Source organism: Candidatus Epulonipiscium viviparus (genome assembly GCF_030708075.1).
GTDB classification, from domain to species: Bacteria; Bacillota; Clostridia; order Lachnospirales; family Cellulosilyticaceae; genus Epulonipiscioides; species Epulonipiscioides viviparus.
On sequence record NZ_CP117982.1, the window covers coordinates 769,562 to 792,277 of the forward strand.

24 protein-coding genes are annotated in these 22,716 nt (G+C 36.6%); all 24 read right to left on the reverse strand.

Going from position 1 to position 22,716, the window contains the following annotated elements; genetic code table 11:
* Position 1: 1 nt before the first annotated feature.
* On the reverse strand, positions 2-592 hold the full coding sequence (locus PCY70_RS02840) for a CheB methylesterase domain-containing protein (RefSeq protein WP_305768370.1): 591 nt from the start codon (positions 590-592) through the stop codon (positions 2-4).
* A 6-nt stretch (positions 593-598) separates the two neighbouring features.
* Entirely contained in the window at positions 599-1,480 is an 882-nt protein-coding gene (locus PCY70_RS02845) for a MinD/ParA family protein (protein ID WP_010167689.1), read from the reverse strand.
* Entirely contained in the window at positions 1,473-2,597 is a 1,125-nt protein-coding gene (flhF, locus tag PCY70_RS02850; RefSeq protein ID WP_305768371.1) for a flagellar biosynthesis protein FlhF, read from the reverse strand. Before flhF ends, PCY70_RS02845 begins: the two co-directional genes overlap by 8 nt.
* Complete coding sequence (gene flhA, locus PCY70_RS02855) at positions 2,598-4,631, reverse strand: flagellar biosynthesis protein FlhA (protein WP_010167685.1); 2,034 nt, start codon at positions 4,629-4,631, stop codon at positions 2,598-2,600.
* 17 nt (positions 4,632-4,648) lie between these two features.
* Entirely contained in the window at positions 4,649-5,749 is a 1,101-nt protein-coding gene (gene flhB / locus PCY70_RS02860; RefSeq protein ID WP_010167683.1) for a flagellar biosynthesis protein FlhB, read from the reverse strand.
* The gene (fliR, locus tag PCY70_RS02865; RefSeq protein WP_010167681.1) at positions 5,739-6,527 is read right to left on the reverse strand and encodes a flagellar biosynthetic protein FliR; all 789 of its coding nucleotides are present in this window, start codon (positions 6,525-6,527) and stop codon (positions 5,739-5,741) included. The genes flhB and fliR overlap by 11 nt, the downstream gene beginning before the upstream one ends.
* A gap of 8 nt (positions 6,528-6,535) precedes the next feature.
* A complete protein-coding gene (gene fliQ / locus PCY70_RS02870; protein WP_010167679.1) occupies positions 6,536-6,802 on the reverse strand; it encodes a flagellar biosynthesis protein FliQ in 267 nt (88 codons plus the stop codon).
* Between the two features lie 10 nt (positions 6,803-6,812).
* A complete protein-coding gene (gene fliP, locus PCY70_RS02875) occupies positions 6,813-7,544 on the reverse strand; it encodes a flagellar type III secretion system pore protein FliP (protein WP_029488124.1) in 732 nt (243 codons plus the stop codon).
* A 312-nt stretch (positions 7,545-7,856) separates the two neighbouring features.
* Positions 7,857-8,219 (reverse strand): response regulator, encoded by a 363-nt coding sequence (locus tag PCY70_RS02880; RefSeq protein ID WP_010167672.1) that lies wholly within the window; start codon positions 8,217-8,219, stop codon positions 7,857-7,859.
* A 37-nt stretch (positions 8,220-8,256) separates the two neighbouring features.
* Positions 8,257-9,507, reverse strand: coding sequence for a flagellar motor switch phosphatase FliY (gene fliY / locus PCY70_RS02885; RefSeq protein ID WP_305768372.1), 1,251 nt, complete (start codon positions 9,505-9,507; stop codon positions 8,257-8,259).
* Complete coding sequence (gene fliM, locus PCY70_RS02890) at positions 9,507-10,490, reverse strand: flagellar motor switch protein FliM (protein WP_305768373.1); 984 nt, start codon at positions 10,488-10,490, stop codon at positions 9,507-9,509. Before fliM ends, fliY begins: the two co-directional genes overlap by 1 nt.
* Positions 10,491-10,563: 73 nt before the next feature.
* A complete protein-coding gene (locus PCY70_RS02895) occupies positions 10,564-11,028 on the reverse strand; it encodes a flagellar basal body-associated FliL family protein (protein WP_305768374.1) in 465 nt (154 codons plus the stop codon).
* Between the two features lie 30 nt (positions 11,029-11,058).
* On the reverse strand, positions 11,059-11,814 hold the full coding sequence (locus PCY70_RS02900; RefSeq protein WP_010167665.1) for an OmpA/MotB family protein: 756 nt from the start codon (positions 11,812-11,814) through the stop codon (positions 11,059-11,061).
* A 15-nt stretch (positions 11,815-11,829) separates the two neighbouring features.
* Positions 11,830-12,597, reverse strand: a complete 768-nt coding sequence (locus PCY70_RS02905) for a motility protein A (RefSeq protein WP_305768375.1) — start codon at positions 12,595-12,597, stop codon at positions 11,830-11,832.
* A 52-nt stretch (positions 12,598-12,649) separates the two neighbouring features.
* On the reverse strand, positions 12,650-12,862 hold the full coding sequence (locus PCY70_RS02910) for a flagellar FlbD family protein (protein ID WP_305768376.1): 213 nt from the start codon (positions 12,860-12,862) through the stop codon (positions 12,650-12,652).
* A 6-nt stretch (positions 12,863-12,868) separates the two neighbouring features.
* Positions 12,869-14,290 carry a flagellar hook protein FlgE gene (locus tag PCY70_RS02915; RefSeq protein WP_010167659.1) on the reverse strand — a complete coding sequence of 474 codons (1,422 nt, stop codon included), beginning with the start codon at positions 14,288-14,290 and terminating at the stop codon, positions 12,869-12,871.
* A 96-nt stretch (positions 14,291-14,386) separates the two neighbouring features.
* Entirely contained in the window at positions 14,387-15,187 is an 801-nt protein-coding gene (locus PCY70_RS02920) for a flagellar hook capping FlgD N-terminal domain-containing protein (RefSeq protein WP_010167657.1), read from the reverse strand.
* 33 nt (positions 15,188-15,220) lie between these two features.
* A complete protein-coding gene (locus PCY70_RS02925) occupies positions 15,221-16,849 on the reverse strand; it encodes a flagellar hook-length control protein FliK (RefSeq protein ID WP_305768377.1) in 1,629 nt (542 codons plus the stop codon).
* Between the two features lie 27 nt (positions 16,850-16,876).
* On the reverse strand, positions 16,877-17,626 hold the full coding sequence (locus PCY70_RS02930) for a MotE family protein (protein ID WP_305768378.1): 750 nt from the start codon (positions 17,624-17,626) through the stop codon (positions 16,877-16,879).
* Positions 17,610-18,068 (reverse strand): flagellar export protein FliJ, encoded by a 459-nt coding sequence (gene fliJ / locus PCY70_RS02935; protein ID WP_305768379.1) that lies wholly within the window; start codon positions 18,066-18,068, stop codon positions 17,610-17,612. Before fliJ ends, PCY70_RS02930 begins: the two co-directional genes overlap by 17 nt.
* Entirely contained in the window at positions 18,065-19,363 is a 1,299-nt protein-coding gene (gene fliI / locus PCY70_RS02940) for a flagellar protein export ATPase FliI (RefSeq protein WP_029488121.1), read from the reverse strand. The genes fliJ and fliI overlap by 4 nt, the downstream gene beginning before the upstream one ends.
* Positions 19,350-20,084, reverse strand: a complete 735-nt coding sequence (locus PCY70_RS02945; protein ID WP_305768380.1) for a hypothetical protein — start codon at positions 20,082-20,084, stop codon at positions 19,350-19,352. The genes fliI and PCY70_RS02945 overlap by 14 nt, the downstream gene beginning before the upstream one ends.
* Entirely contained in the window at positions 20,077-21,087 is a 1,011-nt protein-coding gene (gene fliG, locus PCY70_RS02950; protein ID WP_010167541.1) for a flagellar motor switch protein FliG, read from the reverse strand. The genes PCY70_RS02945 and fliG overlap by 8 nt, the downstream gene beginning before the upstream one ends.
* Before the next feature lie 4 nt (positions 21,088-21,091).
* Complete coding sequence (gene fliF, locus PCY70_RS02955) at positions 21,092-22,693, reverse strand: flagellar basal-body MS-ring/collar protein FliF (RefSeq protein WP_305768381.1); 1,602 nt, start codon at positions 22,691-22,693, stop codon at positions 21,092-21,094.
* Positions 22,694-22,716: the final 23 nt, after the last annotated feature.

Consider the following 22,716-nt stretch of genomic DNA (forward strand, 5'->3'; position numbering starts at 1 on the left):
TTTACCTCACTAACTTTTTAATTAGATTTGACATTTCGTTTATACTTACAATGTGGTCGTGCAATTTTGCGTCATAGATAGCTCTAGGCATTCCATATACTACAGAACTGGCTTGATCTTGCACAATAATTGTACTTTTATTGGTATTTCTTAAATCTTGTACTCCGTCTAGACCATCCTGGCCCATACCCGTAAGTACAATGCCTATAGAATTGATATTTAATTTTGCAAGTGATGAAAATAACAAATTTACGGATGGTCGGTATCCTTTATAGTGAGCTGCAGTTGTAATTTTTATTGTTGGTATTGCCGCATTAATAATTTGGCACTGATGTCCTCCAGGAGATATATAAACTTCACCTTGTCGCAAGATATCACCATTTACGGCTGTTTTAATTGTAAGTGAGCTGATTTGATTAATTCTATGAGCCATATTAGGAATATATCCTTCGGGCATATGTTGAACAACAACATATGTTAGGGGTAATTCTTTGGGGAGGTTGCTAAATAATTCTTTTAGAGTTTGTGGTCCCCCAGTACTAACTCCTATTACAACTACGTACTTAAATGTATTACCAGATTGTATTATCATTTATACTCACCTTTGGTTTTTTAATATACGCCTCAATTTACTGACAAGAGGTTCTTTGTTTAATAAGGCTGATTCTTGAGTGTCCTGATAATGCAGTAAATTTTTAGCTATATTATTATATGCTATGCTAGCTTGTGCATTTCTATTTATATAATATATAGGTTGGCTTTTTCGTACAGCCTTTACAAGGTTTGTATCATAAGGGATATAACCTTTAAAATGGAGATTTAAATTTAAAAAAGATTTTGAAACAGTATCAATTTTTTTGAATACGCTCATACCCTCATTAGGAGAATCCACTCCATTTAAAATAACATTGTATTTGGCTTCAACAAAAAAATCTTTGGTGAAAGTTTTTAATAAAGCATATGCATCAGTTATCGATGAAGGGTCTGGAGTTACAATTAAACACACTTCATCAGCTATTTCACAAAACTTAATTACTATATCATTAATTCCAGCGCCAGTATCTATTAGAACGACATCTGCAACTTCGGCAAGCGTGCTAAGTTCAATGGCAACTTTTTCAATTTGGAACTTATCTAAGTATAACATTTCTTTCACACCATTTCCACCCGAAATAAAAGAAATTCCGTATGGAGTGTTGGTAATTACTTCTTGTAAACTTAAGTTACCTGCTAGAAGATGCGCTAGATTGTATCTGGGTCTAACACCGAGTATTAAGTCGATATTAGAAAGTCCAAAATCGGCATCTAATATAAGTACTCTTTGCCCAAGCTCTTTTAAAGCTAGGGCAATATTTGCAGTAAAATTACTTTTTCCAACTCCACCTTTTCCGCTAGTAACAGTAAAAATTTTTAGAGTATTGCGTGTAGGAGGTGTTTTGCTATTAACTATATCTCTCAAAGTAGCGGCTTGATCACTCATATTTTATTCTCCCTAATAATAATCTGACATATTTTAGAGTTTCAAATTTTTCAATATCTTCAGGTACGTTTTGTCCTGTGGTGATATATGCTATTTCTGTTTTTGTACATGAAGCAATATTTAATAAATTTCCAATTCCGTCTGTTTCATCTAATTTAGTTATAATTAGAGCAAAACGATCAACTAGATTTTTATAAATTGGAACAATACTTTGAATGTCTTTATATTGAGTGTTCATATTTAAAACTAAGAATACTTGCTTTTCCTCTACCGTTGCTAGTAATTCTTTAAGTTCACCAAGTTGATTAAAATCTTTGTGTGAGCGTCCCGCAGTATCAATAAAAATATAATCCGCATCTTTCCATTTTTGCAAATATTTTGGAATATCAGATGGTTCAAATATAGTTTCAATTTCTACGTTTAATATTTCGGCATAAGTTTTGAGTTGGGCAACAGCAGCAATTCTATATGTGTCAGCAGTAAGTAAAACTACTTTTTTGTTTTCTTCTAACACTTTTATAGCAGTCAGCTTGGCAATGGTTGTTGTTTTGCCAACGCCCGTAGATCCAACAAAAAAGGTAACTCTTGGAATATTGTAATTAAATTTTGGCATAACACTTGTGAGAGTATTATATAATGCACGGCTGATTCCGTCAACAGTGTTTTCACTAACTTGGTCTAAAATATCATCAATTATGGATTCTTCGATTCCTTCTTCTAGCATAGATTGTTTTAAAATTTTTTCGAAAGGAATTTTTTCTTCTGAAATAATAGTATCTTCTATATTTTTAGTAGGCTGCATAGATAACTGAATATTATCAACTTTGATTTTGGGCTCTGGAAAGGGAGATTTAAGATTATCTAACTGCTTAATAAAATCAGCGCCTTCTTCGATTGCCTCATCTTGGATATCAGAAGTTGTTGGTCGCGAAAAATTAAAAGTGTTGGATTCATCAAGGGCAATTGTTATACTCCAATCGCCTTTTTTGAATAAACCCAATAGCCCTGTTTTTCTTTCTTCAGAGCTATTTACAATAATTGCATTATCACCGTATTCTTTCATTATTTCATTTTTAACTGATTCTTCGTCTTTGCCAGTAATTTTTAAAATTCTCATTTAAGCACTCACCATTCCTATAGATTGAATTTCAACATTTGGAGCGATTTCATTATATGAAATTACTATTAGATCCGATATATATTGATTAGTCAGTTGTTTAAAATATATTCTAACTATAGGAGAGGTTAAAATAATAGGCGATAATCCAATAGAAGTTAATTTGCCAACTTCTTTTTTTAGATTATTAATTATCTTCTGTAATACAGCTGGATCAAGTGCTACGTAAGAGCCTTGCTCTGTATGCTGGACTGCTCCCATAATCATTTGTTCTATGGCGGGGTCAAGCGTAATAACTTGGTTAGTGGACCCTACAAAAACTTTTTTAGAAATAGCTCTTGCAAGCCCTTGTCTTACATATTCTGTCAGTACATCGGTGTCTCTAATGGAACCTGCATAATCTGCCAAAATTTCACAGATAGTAGGAAGGTCTCGAATAGAAACACTTTCGCTCAATAGATTTGCCAAAACTTTTTGAATGTCTCCAAGAGTGAGAAGTTTTGGAGTCAAATCCGATAAAAGCGCTTCGTGCTGTTCTTTTATATTATCAAGCAATGCTTTTGTATCTTGGCGTGATAAGAGTTCTGCAATATTATCTCGAATAACTTCTGTTAGATGTGTTGCGATAATAGAAGGACCATCAACAACGGTATAACCACGAATTTCTGCTTTTTCGCGCTGAGATTCATTAATCCATAGAGCGGGTAGTCCAAAGGCAGGTTCGATAGTCTTAATTCCTTCTATTTCCTCTTCTACATATCCAGGATCCATTGCCATGTAGTGATCAAACATAATTTCACTTCTAGCAACTTCGATTCCCTTAATTTTTATACTATATACGTTCGGAGGAAGCTGAATGTTATCTCTTATGCGAATAATAGGAACCACTGTTCCAAGCTCAAGAGCAATCTGTCGTCTAATCATAATAACCCTATCAAATAAGTCTCCGCCTTGAGCTGAATCTGCAAGCGGAATGATACCATATCCAAACTCAAGCTCGATTGGATCAACCTGAAGTAATCCAAGAACATTTTCTGGTTTTCTAATTTCAGACGCTTCGATATCTTCTTGTTCGATTTCTTTTTCAACTTCTTTAACTTGTTGAAGAGTACTTAGTCGGCGACCTAATACAATCCATAAAATTCCAATAGGCACTGTAAAGACAGGTCCGATAGGAGTTCCAAGACCTAGGGCAATAATAGCAAACGCTGCTAAATATAGAACAAGCGGCGAATATGCAAATTGTCCAAATAACGCGTGGCTGATATTAGAGTCTTGGTCGGTTTTAGTAACCAAAAGACCTGTTGCGGTAGAAATAAAAAGTGAAGGGATAGCACTTACCAAACCGTCTCCAATTGTTAGGATAGTGTATGTATTAAGTGCTTCTGCAACTTCCATATCCAGGTTTACAATTCCTATTATTAATCCAGCAATGATATTTATAAATGAGATTAAAATACCAGCCAAGGCATCATTTTGAACAAACTTAGATGCACCATCCATGGCTCCAAAAAAGCTGGCTTCGTCTTGAATTTTTTTTCGTCGTAGCTTTGCCATATCTTCATCGATATACCCAGAGTTAAGATCGGCATCAATTGCCATTTGCTTACCTGGCATAGCGTCTAGTGTAAATCTCGCAGCAACCTCGGCAACACGTCCCGAACCTTTGGTGATAACCATAAAGTTTACAATAGAAATAATTATAAAAATGATAACTCCAATTACTATATTACCATCAGAAACATAAACTCCAAATGCCTCTATGACAGGGCCGGCATAAGCTTCTACAAGAATAAGTCGAGTGGATGCAATATTCAGACCAAGTCTAAAGATCGTTGTTACAAGTAACATCGTTGGAAATAGAGATAAATCCAAAGATTCTTTGGAGAATAACGCACTAAGCAAGATCATTGCTGTTAACGAAATGTTGATTATCAGCAAGACACTAAGCAGTTGTTCCGGTAACGGGATTAAAATGAGTGCCAATATTAGTAGGACAAAAATACCTAAAATTGCATCTCCTGATCGTATCATTACTCTTGTGTACCTCCTTATAGTCTATTTTCTAGTCGATAAACGAAGGCTAATACTTCGGCAACGGCTTCATACAATTCTTGAGGTATGGCGCTTCCTATATCGACTGTATAATAAAGTGCGCGTGCAAGAGGTTTGTTTTCAACTATTTGAACATTTGAAATAGCCGCAATTTCCTTAATTCTCTGAGCCATATTGTCGGTACCCTTGGCCACTACAACAGGGGCAATGCCCTTAACTCTATCATAATAAATGGCAACAGCGAAATGTGTTGGATTTGTTATAATAACGTCTGCCTCAGGTACAGTTTTCATCATACGGCTAATAGACATTTCACGCATTTTTTGTCTAATCTTACTTTTGACAGCAGGGTCACCTTCAGACTGCTTAAATTCTTCTTTAACATCATGTTTTGTCATTTTAATACTATCTTCAAACTTATATTTTTGCCATCTATAATCTCCATACGCAAGAACTAAAAAGGCAAGCCCAACGTTTGTTCCAATTTGTCGAATAACATCCGCAACATAGATTGCAATGTTTTGTATAGTTAGGTCATAGAATCCTAAAAAAGACGGAATCTGTGAGATTATGGTGTTATAAAATACAGTTCCTAGAATAATTACCTTAAAAAGGTTTTTTAAAAGCTCAATTAATGAATCACGAATTCCAAAGATTTTTTTAAAACCATTCACAGGATTAAATTTATTGAGCTTAGGTTTTAGAGGCTCTAAAGTAACTTTAAATCCCACTTGCCAATAGCTAGCCAGAAAAGCTACCAAAAATAACACAATAAATAAGATACCATTGATTAAAATTATATTTATTAAAGAATCGCGAATAATATGCAGGAAATGCTGCTTATTAAATTCAACAACAATAGTTCTCATTTGAGCCATAATATTTTTGAAAACGTTAGAACATTGACTTACGTAATAAGGAGCTAAAATTCTCATAATTATAAAAAAAGCAAGTAAAATCAGTGCTGTATTAAGTTCGGCACTTTTTACAACCTGTCCTTTTTTACGAACATCTGAACGTTTTTTGCTTGTTGCTGTTTCTGTTCTACCTTCTTGTTCTGCTCTTGCAAAAAATTGCAAATTTAATTTATGATCCATTCGTCAGCCCCTCTAGCAAGTCGAAGTAAGTGTTTTTCATGTTGTCGATAATTATGTTTCCATATTCTGGTATATAATTTACTATAGTGATTAGTAAAAAAATCAAAATTAGCAATTTGAGAGGCAACCCTATAACAAACATGTTCATTTGAGGTACGGTACGAGCAAGGATACCAAGTCCTACATCAATAAGCAAAATAGTTCCGAGAATAGGAGTTGCAAGTTTAAATCCAAGCTCAAAAAATATAGCGACGGCATCTAAAATAGTTATGCTAATGGAAGGATTAAAAAATTGTGTTCCGAGTGGAATATATTCAAACGTTTTGATAAGGGCAGAAATAAAATAGTGGTATCCACCCGATAATACAAAAATAGTAGAAAAACCAAGAGTTAAAAATCTACCCAAAACTGGAATTTGAGCCCCCAAGGCAGGGTCATAAAACTGGCTCATAGATAAGCCTCCCTGATTAGACCAAAGCTGCCCCGTAAAATTAAGAACTTGAAAGAAGATCAAAACTCCAAATCCTAACACCATTCCAACTAGCATTTCTTTAATAACCAAAATAGAGTAGCCAAGCCAAGTGTTTGCATAAGAAATTGTCCCCTGAGGTATCGTGAAAAACACTATCATAGTTAAGATGATAGCAAGCATAGCAACAACAGTTGCAGGAACTTTAGTCTCTAATATTATTGGAAATAAAGATAGTACAGCCACAATTCGAACAAATATTAATAACCAAACATCAGTATATGCGTATAAATCTAATATGTTCTCCATAATTCAACCTACACAATAAAATCTGAAAATTTTGAAATAATATCGGTAACAAATTGACTAAGCATAGTCAACATCCAAGGGCCAAAGAAAATAATCGCAGCAAAAACTGCTAGAATTTTTGGAATAAAAGCAAGCGTTTGCTCTTGGATTGACGTAACTGTTTGAAAAATACTAACTATTAGCCCCACGCTTAGGGCAACTAATAGTATAGGTGAAGCCACTTTAATTAGCAGCATTATAGTTTCTCGCATAACGTCTATTATTTGCCCTTCCATATATTCTCCTTTACAAATTAAATGTTTCTACCAATTCTCCAATAATTAGATGCCAGCCGTCAACGATGATAAATATTAATATTTTAAAAGGTAATGAAATCATAGCGGGAGGTAACATCATCATCCCCATTGCCATGAGTACAGATGCGACAACCATGTCTATTATAATAAACGGTAAATACATTAGGAAGCCGATAACAAAACCAGCTCGTATTTCGCTTATAATAAACGCGGGAACGACTATGTGATACGGAAGCTGAGCAAGGATATTAGTCTCATCAACTATTGCAGGTTGATTAGATAAATCCATAAAAAGCTTTATGTCTTCATCGCGTGTTTGCATTACCATGAACTCTTTTATAGGTGCCGCGGCTTGTTCTAAAAATTCCATTTGAGATATTTGACCTTCAGAATAGGGGACAATAGCCTCTGTGTTAATTGTAGAAACAACTGGACTCATAACAAAAAATGTTAAAAATAAAGCAAGTCCTATTACAACTTGATTTGGAGGCATTTGCTGAGTTCCCATAGCTGTTTTTAAAAAATAAAGTGTAATAATTATTCTAGTAAATGAAGTGCTTACTAACAAAAGAGTAGGGATTAGTCCCAAAAATGTTATAAAAAAAACTAATTGCAGACTAGTTCCGAACTCTGGAGACTGTGTTATTGAGTTTAATGCGTCAAGTGAAAATACCCTAGTTGGCACAAGTAAGAAGCATAAAAACAATACTAATTTACCCATCTTTTTTACACTCCTTTTGCCATTTTATCTTCGATTTATCAAAAACTTTACTAAATGCTAAATTGTCTTCGAAACTAAGGCCTTCTCTACCAAGCTGGCCCCCATAAGCCATACCTTCTTTGCCCCCACAAAATAAATGAAATTCATTTCCTACTCTTATAATATATACATATTGATTGAAATTAAGAGGTAATACCTCCATTAGTTGCATGTTTGAATTTTTGTGTGAAACTTTATGTTTGGTAAAATACAATACAACTAACAAAAGTACTACGAAGCTAACTAGTAGAAAAATGATTTCAGCATATTGCATTAGCCTAAAACTTTTTTTACAGCTTCCAAGATGCGATCGGCTTGAAATGGTTTGACAATAAAGTCTTTAGCGCCTGCTTGGATTGCTTCTATAACCATTGCTTGCTGACCCATTGCAGAACACATAATAACCTTTGCGCCTGCATCTGCTGCTTTAATAGCTTTAACGGCCTGAATACCATCCATCTCTGGCATGGTAATATCCATAAGAACGAGATCTGGTTTAAGTTCTTTATATTTCGCTACTGCAATTTGCCCGTTTTCAGCTTCTCCGGCAACCTCATAACCATTCTTAGTTATAATATCTTTAATCATCATTCTCATAAACGCTGCGTCATCAACTATCAAAATTGTTTGTGCCATAAATTAATCTTCCTTTCTATTCTCTATCTCGTATTAGTTATATTCTATTTTCAGGTTTAATGATACTCTTAATTCTAACTCCAAAGTTTTCATCAATTACAACAACTTCTCCGCTGGCGATAAATTTACCATTAACTAAAATGTCAATAGGTTCGCCAACAAGTTTATCTAATTCTATAATGCTTCCTTCTGAAAAGTCTAGTATTTCTCTGATTTTTTTCTTAGTACGCCCCAGTTCAACTGATACTTCAAGCGCAACATCTAGCAATATATCAATATTTTCTGCCCCAGTTGGTACTACAATTTGATTAAAATTTTGAAATTGTGGTGTGGCTATCTGCATATCTGGCTGGAATACTACGCTGCTTGGAGGCATTCCGGGAAGATATTGCTGCTGCGGCGGATAGGGCATCTGCTGCGGCGGATAGGGCATCTGCTGCGGCGGATAGGGCATCTGCTGCGGCGGATAGGGCATCTGCTGTGGCGGATACGGCATCTGCTGCTGTGGCGGCGGATACGGTGGTTGCTGCTGTAAGTTTTGTTGTTGAGGTGCATTGTTAGTTTCTAGTTGAGGTTCCGGTGAAGAAACATCACCCATAGTTGACATAGAGTTCATAAGATTATCCACCAATTCCTTTGCAAAGCTCATAGGCAAAATTTGCATTAGTTCACTGTCTATAATATCATCTAGAATTTGCATTCTAAAAGATACTTTAACTACCATATTTTCACCGGAAATTAGTTGCTCAATTTTGTCTTTTGCAGACTCAAATTGAACGGCGTGTGGTGGTGAAATATCTATTTTTTTATCAAACATCTGAGACATAGATGTAGAAGATGAACCAATCATCTGATTCATTGCCTCTGATATTGCGCTTAAATGAAGCTCGTTTAATTCTTCGCCGTTATCTAACCCCACCCCACCCATCATCAAATCGGCTATAATTCTAACATCCGATTCCTTTAACATCAATAAGTTAGTCCCAGATAGCCCTACTGTATAATCTACAGAAACAGTAACGATATCTGGCGCCACAGAATCTATTAGTTCCTGAGCTGTTAATAATTCAACATGAGGCGTCGTGATCATAACTTTATGATTTAAAAGGGCAAATAATGTGGTGGCAGCAGTACCCATATTTATATTGCCGATTTCGCCTAAAGCATCGATTTCATCTGGAGTAAGTGCGTGCCCAGATGATGATCTTCCCCCATCGCCTGTTGGCTCTTCTACTACACCGCCAAGTAATGCGTTTATTTCTTCTTGGGAAAGTATTCCGTCAGCCATTAATCATCCTCCTTATCTAGTATTTGCTTAATTTGTACAGCTGATTTATTTTTGTGTATACCAGGCACCGCTTTAAATTTTACCACGTTTCCTACATATACGTCTATAAGAGAATCTATCGTTGTATCCAACCTAATGATATCTCCTATTTGAAGTTCAATAAATTCTTTAACAGTAATATGGGTTTGCCCTACTACTGCTTTCATTGGAATATTTGCACGTTTTAATAAATACTCAACATTAGTATTGCGCTCGGCTTTTTTATCGTCAGAACTTTGAAATTGGTACGAGGTATTAAGTTTATCCATAATAGGTTCAACAGTTAGATATGGAATACATAGATTCATAAGACCGTCTACAGCACCAAATTGTATGCTAAAAGTAATAAGAGCAACCATTTCTGTTGGGGCAATCATATTAAGAATTTGCGAATTGGTTTCTACACGACTCATGCGGGGTTTTAGGGATACCATATTTTCCCATGGTTCTCGCATATAGTCAACAAAATGTTCAAGAACTCTAATCAAAATTACCAGCTCTATACTAGTAAATTCCCTCACATGCTCAAGCTCTGTGCCTTCGCCGCCCAAAAGTCTTTCTAGGAAGGCAAAAGCAACGTTGGTTGAAAGCTCCAAAAGCATGTTATTTTTTAGAGGGTAGGGATCAACTATAGCAAGTGCAATCGGATTTGACAATGAGCTAGTGAAATCCGAAAATGTTATTGCTTCAGAACTTACCACCTTAATAGGAACCAATGTTCTCATAAGACCAGATAAATATTGACTGATTAATCTAGCATAGTTTTCACCCATAAGTTCAAGAGTTCTAAGATGTTCTCTAGAAAATTTGGTAGGACGAGCAAAATTATATTCCTTAACAATTCTTTCCTTGTCCTTTTCCTTCATTTCTTCAACGTCTAATTCACCAGTATCAAGCGCCGCAAAGAGGGCGTCTATTTCTTCTTGTGAAAGTAGCTCACTCAAATTACCACCTCCTTTTTAAATAAATACTACTTTCTAATATTATAACACAATTTAAAATTTTAGTACAAGTAAATTATTGAACTAAAAATTCTTGCCAAATGACTCCAAAAATTACATCGGTATCAAACAACTTATTTATAGTATCTTTAATATCGATTGCAACTCGAGAGTGTGCACCAGGTGCGAGTAACATTTCATAGGTGTAGGTGCTGGCTAATGTGAGAATGGCATCTCTAATTCTAATTTCCATCAAAGGAAAAGTGGTAGCATTCAAAATGTCGATGCCATCGCTTTCTGCGTTTAATTCAAATGCAGGGTGAATTCTTAATACATGAACATCGCCGCTTTCGTCCAAAACATTAGCCATAAGAGTAGTAGTTAATGCCACTGTAACTATTTCTTCTGGACGTCTATTTGGATCAACTGGCTCAGGTGGTGCTTGGTTCATAAAAAAGAAAACAGCCGCTACTGCCCCCAAAATGGTAAGTAGTAATACTACTCCCACTACACTGATAATAATGATAACTTTTTTATCCATAGATAATATCTCTCCCCCTAAAAATATAATTTAATCTATAGCATCTTTTGCTATTTTTATTTCTACACGACGATTTTGAGCACGCCCCTCAGGAGTGTCATTAGTCGCGATAGGATAAAACTCACCAAATCCCTCCGCTGAAATTCGCATTGGACTTATTCCTATGTCATTAATTAAATATTTGGCAACAGAAATGGCACGAGATGCAGAAAGTTCCCAGTTGCTAGGAAAAATTAGAGAATTGATTGGAAGGTTATCTGTGTGCCCTTCTGCTCTGGCGATGTAATCATCTTCTAAATATTGTTTAATTTCATTGCCGATTTTTCCAAGAACTTCCAATCCGTCTGGTTTGATAACTGCAAGACCAGAGTCAAAAAGCATAAAATCTTCAAACGTAAGTACAACTTCTTCACCATCTTGTTCTACAGTAACTTTATTGTCAAGGCCTTCAGATTTTAGAAATTTATCTAATTCTTCTTTGATATTTTCCATTTCAATAGTAATCTGCTTTATATTTTCGGCAGCTTTTCTATCTTCTTCTTCGGGTACATTTTCAACTCCTCCACCAAGCATCCCGTTGCTATTGAGCAAAACTTCTCCTCCGTCAATAATCCCGGTAGAGCCAGAGTATGAGTTTATAAATGCAGTAAATTTGGCAATATCAAGACTAGACATACTAAATAGTAATACGAAAAAGCATAGCAACAAAGTCATTAAGTCACTAAATGTGGCCATCCACGCGGGTGCTCCAGCTGGAGCTTCTTCTTCTTTCTTCTTCTTTGCCACTTAGCTCACCCCCTCTTACGCTGCGTCTTCTTCAGTACCACGTAAAGATGGCGCTAAGAATGATTTTAATTTTTCTTCGATTACTCGAGGATTTTCTCCGGCTTGAATAGAAAGAAGTCCTTCTATCATCATTTGTCGTGCAACAACTTCGACAGCAGTTTTGCCCTTAAGTTTTTTTACAGAAGGACCCGCAACGAAATTGGCTATAACCGAACCGTATAACGTTGTTATTAAGGCAACGGCCATTGAAGGACCCAGTGTGGACGGGTCACTTAGTTGCGCAAGCATGTTTACCAAACCAATAAGCGTACCGATCATTCCCCAAGCAGGTCCAAGTTCGGCGATGTGTTCCCAAAACCCTTGCTTATCTTTATGACGATCTTCCATAAATGCAAGTTCTGTTTCTAAAATATCTCTTATAAGTTCTGGGTCGGTTCCGTCAACCATAAGCATAATCCCTTTTTGCATAAAAGGGTCTTCCATATCGCGAGCTTTTTCTTCTAAAACCAACAAGCCCTCACGTCGTGCAGCTTGCGCAAGTTCATTAATTTGGGAAATTAAATTCTCGGGTTTAACAGTAATTTCCTTAAAAATAAGTTTAAAAGCAGAAAATCCCGGTCCAAGTTTGTTCATAGGATTGGCAAGCAATAGTGCTGCAACAAGTCCACCAAAAACGATTTGTATTGATGGAATATCTATAAAGTCTGCAATTTTATCAAAACCAATAGCAAGGACCATAAACAATATTCCGAGAAATAACCCTAACGGTGCTCCTTTATCCATTTTCTTTCACCTCATTCGCTAAATCTTTTTTTTATATAAGACTAATCCCTATCTATAATGTATTGGGATTGTCAAATCTCTCTAATAAAAACCAAGATCTTTTATAAGTTATAATCTGATCTATTAAATTTTCAATACTTTCTATTACCACAAATTTTTTTCCATCTCGAATTGTGATAACGGTATCTGGAGTTTCCTCCATAGTTTCAATTAATTCTGCGTTAATAATAAACTTTTTTCCATTTAATCTAGTAACTGTTATCATACATTATTACCTCTTAAGGTTGATGAGTTCCTGTAGCATCTCATCGGAAGTGGTAATAGTTTTGGAACTTGCTTGGTATCCCCTTTGTGTGGTAATCATCTCTGTAAATTCCTTAGATAAGTCAACATTACTCATCTCTAAAGTACCTGTGGCAAATGAACCAGCGGCGCCCACACCATCAAAATCTCCTGAGTTTGCAGTAGACTTAAACACATTATCTGCTACTTTCTCAAGACCAGCCAGGTTGTCGAAGTACGTTACCGCAACTTGGCCTAAAAGCTTTATATCGCCATTGCTATAATAAGCTGTGATCTTTCCGTCTGTACCTACATCAAATCCTTGCATTTCGCCCGCAGCTTTTCCGGCCCCATTAAAGTCTAGTGTTCCCATATTAGGGTCTAAGTTGGTTATTGAATCATATTGGGTAAGAAGGCTAAGGTTTACTTCTATAGTTCCTCCGCCAGTTCCTTGGGTACCAACATCTGCTATAATAGGCGCTAGAGTTGCAATAGATGGGTCGTCTGGGTCGCGTACATATGCGTTTCTAAGATTGATCGCCGTGAATTGCATTTCCTCGGTACCGTCTAAGACAATTTCTCCATCGACGTCAAATTTGATAACAGCTGGATTTGGAGTTGGCACTGGTGGTGTTATTAAATATTGATTTCCATCCGTATCTGTTATGGTAGTAAAAGGATTTGGCGGTGTGGTAAGCGTATCAGCAGGAATACCAATTGTCCAAACTGTTTGTCCTTGAGCTGCGTCTAAAGTTGTCGCAGTAAATGTTATAGGCATACTATATTGAGTGCCCAGCGTATCATAAAATTTGATTGCAGAATAAATGGGACTTGCTGTTGTTCCATCCGCATTTATGGAGTCATCAACATTTAAATTTCCTGTAATGTTAACATCTGTAGTAGTCTGAGGATCTGCCGAGTTGTTTTCAGGAGTATTGAGCTTTAAATCTCCAACAGTACCACGCATAATTTCTGTGCCAATTTCATTTGCAGGCCAACCCTGAACTCTCATACCATTTGGAATAACCAGTGTTCCTCTTTCATCTACGCGAAATGCGCCAGATCGAGTATAGTAAGTTCCTGTTGCATCTGAAACTATAAACATAGCGTCGTCTTCGATCATAAGGTCGAATGGATTATCTGTTCTTTGCGCAGAACCAGGTGTCATCAGCATGTCTATACTCGAAACAGATGTTCCAAGACCAATTTGCATAGCATTCATACCGCCCAATCCAGTCATTTCATTTGCTGTAGTAGCAGATTGAGTGGTTTGATAATACACATCCGCAAAGGTAACTCTTTGTGATTTAAATCCAATAGTATTTACGTTGGCAATATTATTACCAATAACATCCATTTTAAGTTGGTGACTCTGAAGTCCAGAAACTCCAGAAAAAAGTGAACGCATCATAACTAATTTCCTCCTCGTCTTTGTATAGCAAACCGATATTGCTTTTGCTATTCTAGTAATGTTTAGATTATTCTATGTCTCTGTAATTGCCTGCCACTACTTAATCGAAGTGATTTGATTGAAGTTTACAAACTGATTATTTACATAAACATACGTATTATCTTTCAAAGTTGAAACATATTCAGCTTTTCCAGAAACTTCGATTGGGTTACCGTTATAATCGTTTGTTGTCGCAGTGACAGTGCGCCCCGTGATGGACGGATTTTCAACAACATTTTTTACTTTCTCAAAGTCAATTTCAAGTTCATAAGTGCCTGTACCAATAACCACAAATGGCTTGCCATCTTTGAGTTTGATTTCCAATACTTCACCTTCTATTAACGATGGTTCTACAATTCCGTCGTCATTCATATGCTCTGATTGCGCTTGAACAGTCTTGCCAAGAGTTTCAAATGCAGTAATTTGAGGTTTTACGTTTTCTGTGTTTAAAACCTGTATAATATCTGCTAATTTAACTTCGTTTTCTCCAATACCAAGAAGAGCATCGTCACCTTGCGTTTTTACATACTCAACTTTGCCAGAGCTATATTCAGTTTTGCCTGTTTCCAAGTTTTTATAAGAATACTCTACAAAGTTGCCAACCATACTAAGAGCTGTTTGTTTATTTGTAGCCAAAGCAACATTCATCATTTGCTCCAAAGCAGTAAATTGCGCCATTTGTGCCATCATTTCGCTATTATCCATAGGCGAGAGCGGATCTTGGTATTGCAGCTGTGTGATAAGCAGGCTCATAAATGCATCTTTGCCTAAATCTTGATCGGGCTCTCTCGTTTCTGGTTTATTTTGAATTATTTCATTGTCTGGAGCAATGTAACTTAAATTATTGACTTCACTCATTATATGCCTCCTGTAACGCAAAAGTTGTCGATTCTACACCTGAATATTTACATTTTGATTATGTCTAATTTGAGTTGGTTCAAGTTGAACTTCATCAGACGCTAATCCCAAATCTTCCTCATCCTCCTCATCATCATCGAAATGCATGCTGAGTAACTCTTGAATACGCCTTTGTGACTTACTCTTTCCTTGCTCCATTTGAGAATGAAAACCTTGATCCCGAACATCAACGCTGAATTCGCTAATAGTAACTCCTTTTTGCTCGAGTGTTTCTTTTAGACTATCAAGTTGATCAAGAACCATCTCTCTGACTTTTTCACTTTCAACCTTAATGTCAGCTTTGAGAATTCCGCTGTTTTCGGTAACAGTAAGAGAGAGTCGTCCAAGGTCACGTGGATCTAAGTCGACCGTAATTTGCGTGCCATCAGTCAGTGTTAGTACCTGAATTTTATCCACGATTTGCGTCGCGATAGGAGTTTGCAGACGCGGCGTTGGCGGAGCATTATTCAAATTGTGTAAATTGGTGGCTTGCGGAGTACTACGTAATTTGGATGCCATAGCCTCAATATTAATATTCATATTCATTAGGTTATTGTGATTAGAACCTTGTTGATTATTATTTGCTGTAGTTTCTGCTGCTGCGCCAACGGCTGTTGCTGTGAGCGTATTTTGAGCAGCAGTAGGAGCAATGGTTGCAGTAGTGTGATTAGTAGTAGAAGTTTGGCTTGTTGTTGCAGTAGTGGCACCTTGCTGAGTAATATTTTGCTCTAACTTGGCTTCCTGGCGAGGAGCCTGAGAGGCGACTTCTTTAGTTACATCAGCGATTGCCTTTTGAGTTATGCTTTTTTCTCCGTTTGCTGTGGCATTTTCTTGAACTGGAGTTTGGTCGACCATCTGCTTATTATTTTTAAAATCTCGCAGAGGAGCCAAATCGTCAGCAGTAGTTAGAACGTCTTCGGTAACAAGCTCATCGGTTTGATTTATGATATGTGAAGCTTGTGTATCGTCTCGCACACGGATATCTTTATGATTAAACATATCTCTAAGTTTTACTATGCCGTCCATTAAATCTTTGTTTGTCATTATGTCACTGAGAGTATGAACTTCGCTGATTAAATCTTCTAAAAGTTCGGGATTGTTGACCATATCTTCGAGAGTGATCTTCAATTTATCCATAACAGCTGTCAGTTGCTCTGGAGTGATTTGCAAGCTTTGAGCGATCATAGCAAACACCTCAACCTCCGTAACTTCAACCTCTTCCTTAGTTTCGGCAACTTCTTCTGTTTCGGTCACATTGCCAGTGTTCTGTGACTCATCTGTTTTCTCAGTGTTATCTGTCTTTTCAGATTTTTGATTATCTTGCGATTTGTCTGTTTGATTAGCAGAATCAGATTTATCTGCCTTATCTGGTTTATCAACTTTTTCTGGAGCGGTTTCATCTTTATCGTTCTTTTTGACGACGTCTTTTTTATCAACTTGTTTATCGTCTTTTTTCTTATTGTATTTGTCGTAAGAGCTTTCGGTCTGCTTATTGGCAGGGTTTTCGACTTTTACACTTGCTAGTGCGTCTTTAAAGTCTAATGTACTTGCAGTTACGATAGACTGTGCTTGTTTTGTGGTAAATGCTCGATATGCAACCTCTGAAATACTAAAGTTTAACATAACTTTCTCCCCTTTTTACATGTGTCGTTAAGGCGATGTAAGCCTTATTGCCTGTGCTGCGTTCTCTGCGCTCATTTCATCTAATATACTAGCTTGTGCCGCACTAGTCATATTTGCAAAGATGTTTCTAATTAAATCCGCGTCAGTTGCAAGTAAAAGTGTAATTGCTTCTGCGGCAGTAGCTGAATCCATCTCTGTAATTGTATTTGCTTGTGCTTTTTGTGCTGCACTTAATTCTACTCCACTGATTAACTGTGCATAAATTTCTTGAGCAATATCTGGTTCCATTTTTTCGTATTGCTCTGTAAAAAGTGCTGGATTAGCCTCTGCTAATTGAAAATTAAAAGCGTCTTTTTCTTCTATAAAAGTATTATATTCATCCTCAAATATTTGAAGACGTTCAATTTGACCTTGCAAATCTGTAATCTGAATATTTTTGTCTGCAAGTTGTTCTTCGTTTGCAAGAACAGTTGCTTTTAGTTGCTCAATTTCAGCAATAAGCTGATTAGCCGACCACCCTTCGTATAAGTCTCCGTCTGGATCTATAAAAAATACTTGGTTTAAATATGGAACATCTTTTAGCTTAGGCGCTAAATAAGCATTGATTGGATCCCAATAGATATAAAAAACAGCGCATAAGATAATAATTGTAAGCAGACGAAAAAATCGAGAAGCTTTTCCTTTTTTCTTTTTTGGATTCTTGGTATTGTTTTTATTATCTTTATTGTCTTTAGATGGAGAAATTTGTGTCGTCACAACGTCACTGGCCACTGTCATCTTCACCCCTTTCTTGCTGAATATACCTATATCCTACTATTTCATCTGTCAATTTTTGTTCCTCAAGCAGCAACTCTTTTTTTAACTCTTCGAGCTGCATCTCCTTAAGATTTTCTAAAATTTTTCGTTCTTTCATAGCGTCTACCAAAGCGAGGCGTTTGACCTCAATTTCAGCATCTGCTTTGACGATTTCAGCTGCTATCTGCTGCATTTGTGTATCTAGTACTCCAATATACCTAGTGTTTAACATCAGTTCTTGTGGAGTAATAGCTCCCCGCAAAGAGTCTTTGATTATTTTGTTTAATTCGTCTTTTTCATCTTCAAGTGATTGTTTTCGTTCAAGTATTCGATTCTTTTTTGCATAGGCATCAGCCAATTCTTTTTGTTTTACTTGTTCGATATTTTCTTTTAATGATAAGATGGACTCTAACCTAAACCTCATTGAACAATGTTCCTCATAATTTCTAAAGTTTGTTCAAGAGGAATATTTTCATCAACTTTTTGAGTGAGAAAGGCATTGATGGCACCCATTTTATCTATCGCCGCATCAATTTCAGGATTAGAACCACGGTTATAGGCACCAACGTTAATCAAATCTTCTACATCGGCATAGACCGCCATATGTCTCTTGATAATGGTAGCCAGCTCGCGATGCTCAGCAGAAATAACATCACCCATAACCCTCGAGATACTTGCAAGTACATCGATGGCTGGATAATGAGCTCTGTGTGCAATCTTGCGGCTAAGCATTATATGTCCGTCTAATATACCTCGAGCGGTATCCGTAACGGGTTCGTTAAAATCGTCTCCATCTACCAATACAGTGTATAAACCAGTGATTCCGCCAATCTCGTTGTTGCCAGTTCTTTCCAATAACTTAGGCATAACTCCAAAAACAGAAGGAGTATATCCGCGAGAAACAGGAGGTTCGCCAATCGAAAGGCCAATTTCACGCTGTGCCATAGAAAATCGAGTAAGTGAATCCATTAAAAACAATACTTGCTTTCCTTGATCTCTAAAATATTCGGCTATGGCAGTTGCGGTCTTCGCGGCCTTTAATCTAATCAGTGCGGGCTGATCGGATGTCGCAACAACAACAATAGACCGAGCAAGACCAGCCTCCTTTAAATCTTTTTCTAAAAATTCTCGAACCTCACGTCCTCGTTCTCCAATTAAAGCAATAACATTGATATCCGAAATAGCGTTACGAGCAATCATCCCCATAAGAGTACTTTTGCCCACGCCGCTACCTGCAAAGATTCCCATACGCTGCCCACTGCCAATGCTAAGCATTCCATCGATGGCTTTAATTCCTAACACCATCTGAGAAGCAATGCGCTTGCGCTTTAGAGGATCTGGCGCATCCTGCTCGATCGGTACCGAAAATTTACAACGATTAGGCGTGCCGTCTAAAGGGTTGGCTCGCCAATCTACAACTTTACCAAGTAAACTTTCGTCGACTTTAATAGTAATTTTTTGTCCATTAGAAATTACAGGACAGCCAGGACCAATGCCAGAGTTATTTCCTAAGGGCATTAGCAAAATATTTTTCTCGCGAAAGCCAACAACTTCTGCAAGCAGCGTGTTACCAGTTTTTGGTACAATCTCGCAAATATCTCCGATATTAGACATAGGTCCAATCGACTCAATTGCGCTTCCCACAACCTTGCTTACTTTGCCTTTATAAATAACTCGGGATTTCTCTAAAATATTATAATACTTATCAAGTGAAATCATGGCTCACCTCACTCAAAAGTCGAAGATCTTTTTTTAGCTCCTCCAAAGAATCAAGAGGATCGTATATGATTTGACCGCGATCTGTAGAAATTTCTATGGTATAATCACTCAACCGAGCATTTCTAACTACTTGCGCGCCTTTGTTAATAGATTCAATTTCTTCAATTTCATCTTCGGTCAATCTATCATAAACTGCCTTAGAAAGTCCAATTTCTATATTGGGGTCAATATCTTCGCCGAAAAGCAACTTATGCACTAAAAAAGCAATCCATTTATTAGAATGAGCAACCTCGTTAGAAACAATGGAGCCTAATAATGATATAAGCAAATCGATAACAGATCCCTCTATACTATCAAGAATTTGTTTTTTTTCGGTTAAAGCTTCAGCTTGGATGTCGTCTGAATTTTGATATGCTTCAAATAATATATCAGCACCCTGTAGCTCTAATTCATCTTCTCTGCGTTTAAGTTGTTTTTCAAACTCGATTTTTTCCTCCTCTATTTGTTTATCGGTAGATTCGTGCATTTGTTGCACTTCCAATTTTGCTGCAGAAATTATGGAATCTGCCTGTTCTTTAGCGTTTTCGAGGAGAAGGCGAGTTTCAGCTTCTAATTTAGTAATACTTTCCATGGTAACAATTGGAGAAGAGTCTTGCAGAAACTGAGTACCAATTTCAACAACGTTTTCTGTTTTCCATTTTCCTTTAATAATATTAGACAATCATCTCATCTCCTGATCCACGAGCAATAACAATTTCTCCTTGTTCTTCTAGTTTACGAATAATACCCACAATGTTTTGCTGTGACTCTTCTATTTCTTTAACACGCTTAGGTCCCATAAACTCGATGTCCTCTTGAATCATGGCAGCAAGACGAGTGGAAACGTTTTTGAATATAATCGATTTAACGGCCTCGTTAGCACCTTTAAGCGATATTGCAAGTTCATGATTATCAATTTCACGCATAAGACGTTGAATGTCTCTGTCGCCAAGAGTAACAATATCTTCGAATACAAACATTTTCTTTTTGATTTCTTCGGCAAGTTCTGGTTGCTCTATTTCGAGAGATTCCATAATATTCTTTTCGGTGGCTCTATCCACTTGGTTAATAATCTGAACGATAGCGTCAAGACCACCAACGTTGGTGTATTCTTCGGTAACAAGAGCCGACAAACGTTTTTCGAATTGTCTTTCAATCTCATTTACAACATCTGGAGATGCCCTATCCATAAGGGCAATTCTCTTTGCAGTATCCACTTGTATTTCGATTGGTAAAGCACTCAAAATAGTTGACGCCTGAGTTGGCTTTAAATAGGATAATATTAGAGCAATGGTTTGTGGATGCTCGTGTTGAATAAAGTTGATAAGCTGGCTAGCGTCTGCTTTGCGAGCAAATTCAAAAGGTCTAACTTGCAAGTTCATTGTAAGTTTATTTATAACTTCGTTTGCTTTGTCGAAACCGAGAGCCTTTTCGAGAAGTTGCTTAGCATAACTGATACCACCCTCTGCGATATAATCTTGAGCCAAACAGATTTCATAAAATTCATTTAAAACGTCCTTTTTCATTTGAGAAGATACAGTTTTAATGCTAGCAATTTCAAGGGTTAGATCTTCGATTTCGTCGTCCTTGAGATATTTGAAAATTTTGGCAGATTTTTCGGGTCCAATAGAAATCAAGAACATAGCAGCTTTTTGTTTTGAGGAAATGCTCTCACCTTTTCGCATTAGATCAATCCCCCCAATCTTCTTCTAGCCAATTGCGGAGTAGTCCCGCAACAGCTTCAGGTTTTTCATCAATAAATTTGTCGATTTTTGCTTTTGTTTCAATAACTTCTTTTAGTTCAATATCTTGCAATGAATCCTCCTCCTCTTCTTCAGGTCCAGCAACAGGTAATAAATCTTCAAACTCAAATTCATCTTCGGTAACAACTTCTTCGACAGGTTTTCTAAATCTAATCATAACTACTACAATAACAGCTCCTAACGCAAGTAATAAAATATAAGGAATAACATCTTCGGTTTGTAGAGTAAATGGCTCTTTATCAATAAATACAGGTTTTTCATAAGCAATAACGGCAACGTTTTCTAAACCAGCACCCATTTTTATTGCATCAATGGTGGCTTGTTCAACAACTAAAATATTAGTTACATCATTTGCTAATTTAAATTCTGCCCAAGTTTGACCATCTGGAAGAGTATCCTCTAATAGAGCTTCGTCGTATACGTTATATTTTGTTAAATTGATAGCAACAGAAGAATTGTTGTAGTCGATAGTTCCAATATTTTTTATTTCATTAGATAGTGTTTTATTGTGTTTATATATAATGTCGGAAGTGCCGCCTTCATAATTGCCAGAAAGTTCATTTCCAGCGACATATTCGGGTACATCTTCTACATTAGGGTCAAGCCCCGGAGCAAAGCCATCTTGAATATTGGTCGCTTCATAATTTTTGCGTCTTTCTTGATCTACAAGTCCAGTTTGTGAATCTGTAATTGGAGTTGTATATTCTTCTTTGGTTTGTTCAAAATAATCAAAATCTAAAATTAAATTAGGACTAATTGCAACTTCATCATAGATTGGACTAAGTAAAGTTGTAAGCTTATTTACTATATCTTTTTCAGCACTACTTTTTAAGCTCTGCTGGTCAGATGCAGTCATTTCACCAAACTCGTCTCCAGAAAACAATACATTGCTATCAGAATCCAAGATGGTAATATTTTCAAGCTTCAAATTATCAACTGCGTTTGAAAGCAACCTAGCTATTCCCTCAATTTGATTATCACTAATTTGTCTATGGAGAGTAAGTACAACACTTGCTGAACTTTCCATTTGGGATGCAATAAAGGAATTTTTCTCTTCTGGTACATTAAGCTGTACAGTTGCTTCGGCTATTCCCTCCATACCCATCAATATGTTCTCAAGGTCTACTTGCTTTAAATAAATAAGCTTAGTTCTTTTTTCAGCTTCCGTGGTTGACATGGAATTTGTAATTGCATCATAAAAAGTGTAGTCTCCTCGAGGAACATTTTCACGAGTAAGAATTATTTTAGCGGTGTTTAAATCTTCTTCATTAACTTGTATGGTCCTTCCGTCAATTAATTCGTAAGTAATATTATTGGCACCTAAGACTTCGTCAATTTGGCTAATTGCTTCCATATCAAGGTTTTGATACAAAATTGCAGTTTGGGGGCTAGAGAAAAAGAACACTGCAGCAATTATTGCAACAATTATCGCACCCGCACCAACACCGATTTGAATTTTTTGTCTTGAGGGTAAATTAGTCCATCTTTCAGTCAAGTTATTAGATACCTGAGTAATAGTTTCTCTCACTTGAATACACCTCTCATGTATTT

Coding starts and splice junctions, on each gene's coding strand:
- PCY70_RS02840 (WP_305768370.1), bottom strand. CDS start 592: ATGATAATACAATCTGGTAATACATTTAAGTACGTAGTTGTAATAGGA.
- PCY70_RS02845 (WP_010167689.1), bottom strand. CDS start 1,480: ATGAGTGATCAAGCCGCTACTTTGAGAGATATAGTTAATAGCAAAACA.
- flhF (WP_305768371.1), bottom strand. CDS start 2,597: ATGAGAATTTTAAAAATTACTGGCAAAGACGAAGAATCAGTTAAAAAT.
- flhA (WP_010167685.1), bottom strand. CDS start 4,631: ATGATACGATCAGGAGATGCAATTTTAGGTATTTTTGTCCTACTAATA.
- flhB (WP_010167683.1), bottom strand. CDS start 5,749: ATGGATCATAAATTAAATTTGCAATTTTTTGCAAGAGCAGAACAAGAA.
- fliR (WP_010167681.1), bottom strand. CDS start 6,527: ATGGAGAACATATTAGATTTATACGCATATACTGATGTTTGGTTATTA.
- fliQ (WP_010167679.1), bottom strand. CDS start 6,802: ATGGAAGGGCAAATAATAGACGTTATGCGAGAAACTATAATGCTGCTA.
- fliP (WP_029488124.1), bottom strand. CDS start 7,544: ATGGGTAAATTAGTATTGTTTTTATGCTTCTTACTTGTGCCAACTAGG.
- PCY70_RS02880 (WP_010167672.1), bottom strand. CDS start 8,219: ATGGCACAAACAATTTTGATAGTTGATGACGCAGCGTTTATGAGAATG.
- fliY (WP_305768372.1), bottom strand. CDS start 9,507: ATGGCTGACGGAATACTTTCCCAAGAAGAAATAAACGCATTACTTGGC.
- PCY70_RS02895 (WP_305768374.1), bottom strand. CDS start 11,028: ATGGATAAAAAAGTTATCATTATTATCAGTGTAGTGGGAGTAGTATTA.
- PCY70_RS02905 (WP_305768375.1), bottom strand. CDS start 12,597: ATGGATAAAGGAGCACCGTTAGGGTTATTTCTCGGAATATTGTTTATG.
- PCY70_RS02910 (WP_305768376.1), bottom strand. CDS start 12,862: ATGATAACAGTTACTAGATTAAATGGAAAAAAGTTTATTATTAACGCA.
- PCY70_RS02915 (WP_010167659.1), bottom strand. CDS start 14,290: ATGATGCGTTCACTTTTTTCTGGAGTTTCTGGACTTCAGAGTCACCAA.
- PCY70_RS02920 (WP_010167657.1), bottom strand. CDS start 15,187: ATGAGTGAAGTCAATAATTTAAGTTACATTGCTCCAGACAATGAAATA.
- PCY70_RS02925 (WP_305768377.1), bottom strand. CDS start 16,849: ATGTTAAACTTTAGTATTTCAGAGGTTGCATATCGAGCATTTACCACA.
- PCY70_RS02930 (WP_305768378.1), bottom strand. CDS start 17,626: ATGACAGTGGCCAGTGACGTTGTGACGACACAAATTTCTCCATCTAAA.
- fliJ (WP_305768379.1), bottom strand. CDS start 18,068: ATGAGGTTTAGGTTAGAGTCCATCTTATCATTAAAAGAAAATATCGAA.
- fliI (WP_029488121.1), bottom strand. CDS start 19,363: ATGATTTCACTTGATAAGTATTATAATATTTTAGAGAAATCCCGAGTT.
- fliG (WP_010167541.1), bottom strand. CDS start 21,087: ATGCGAAAAGGTGAGAGCATTTCCTCAAAACAAAAAGCTGCTATGTTC.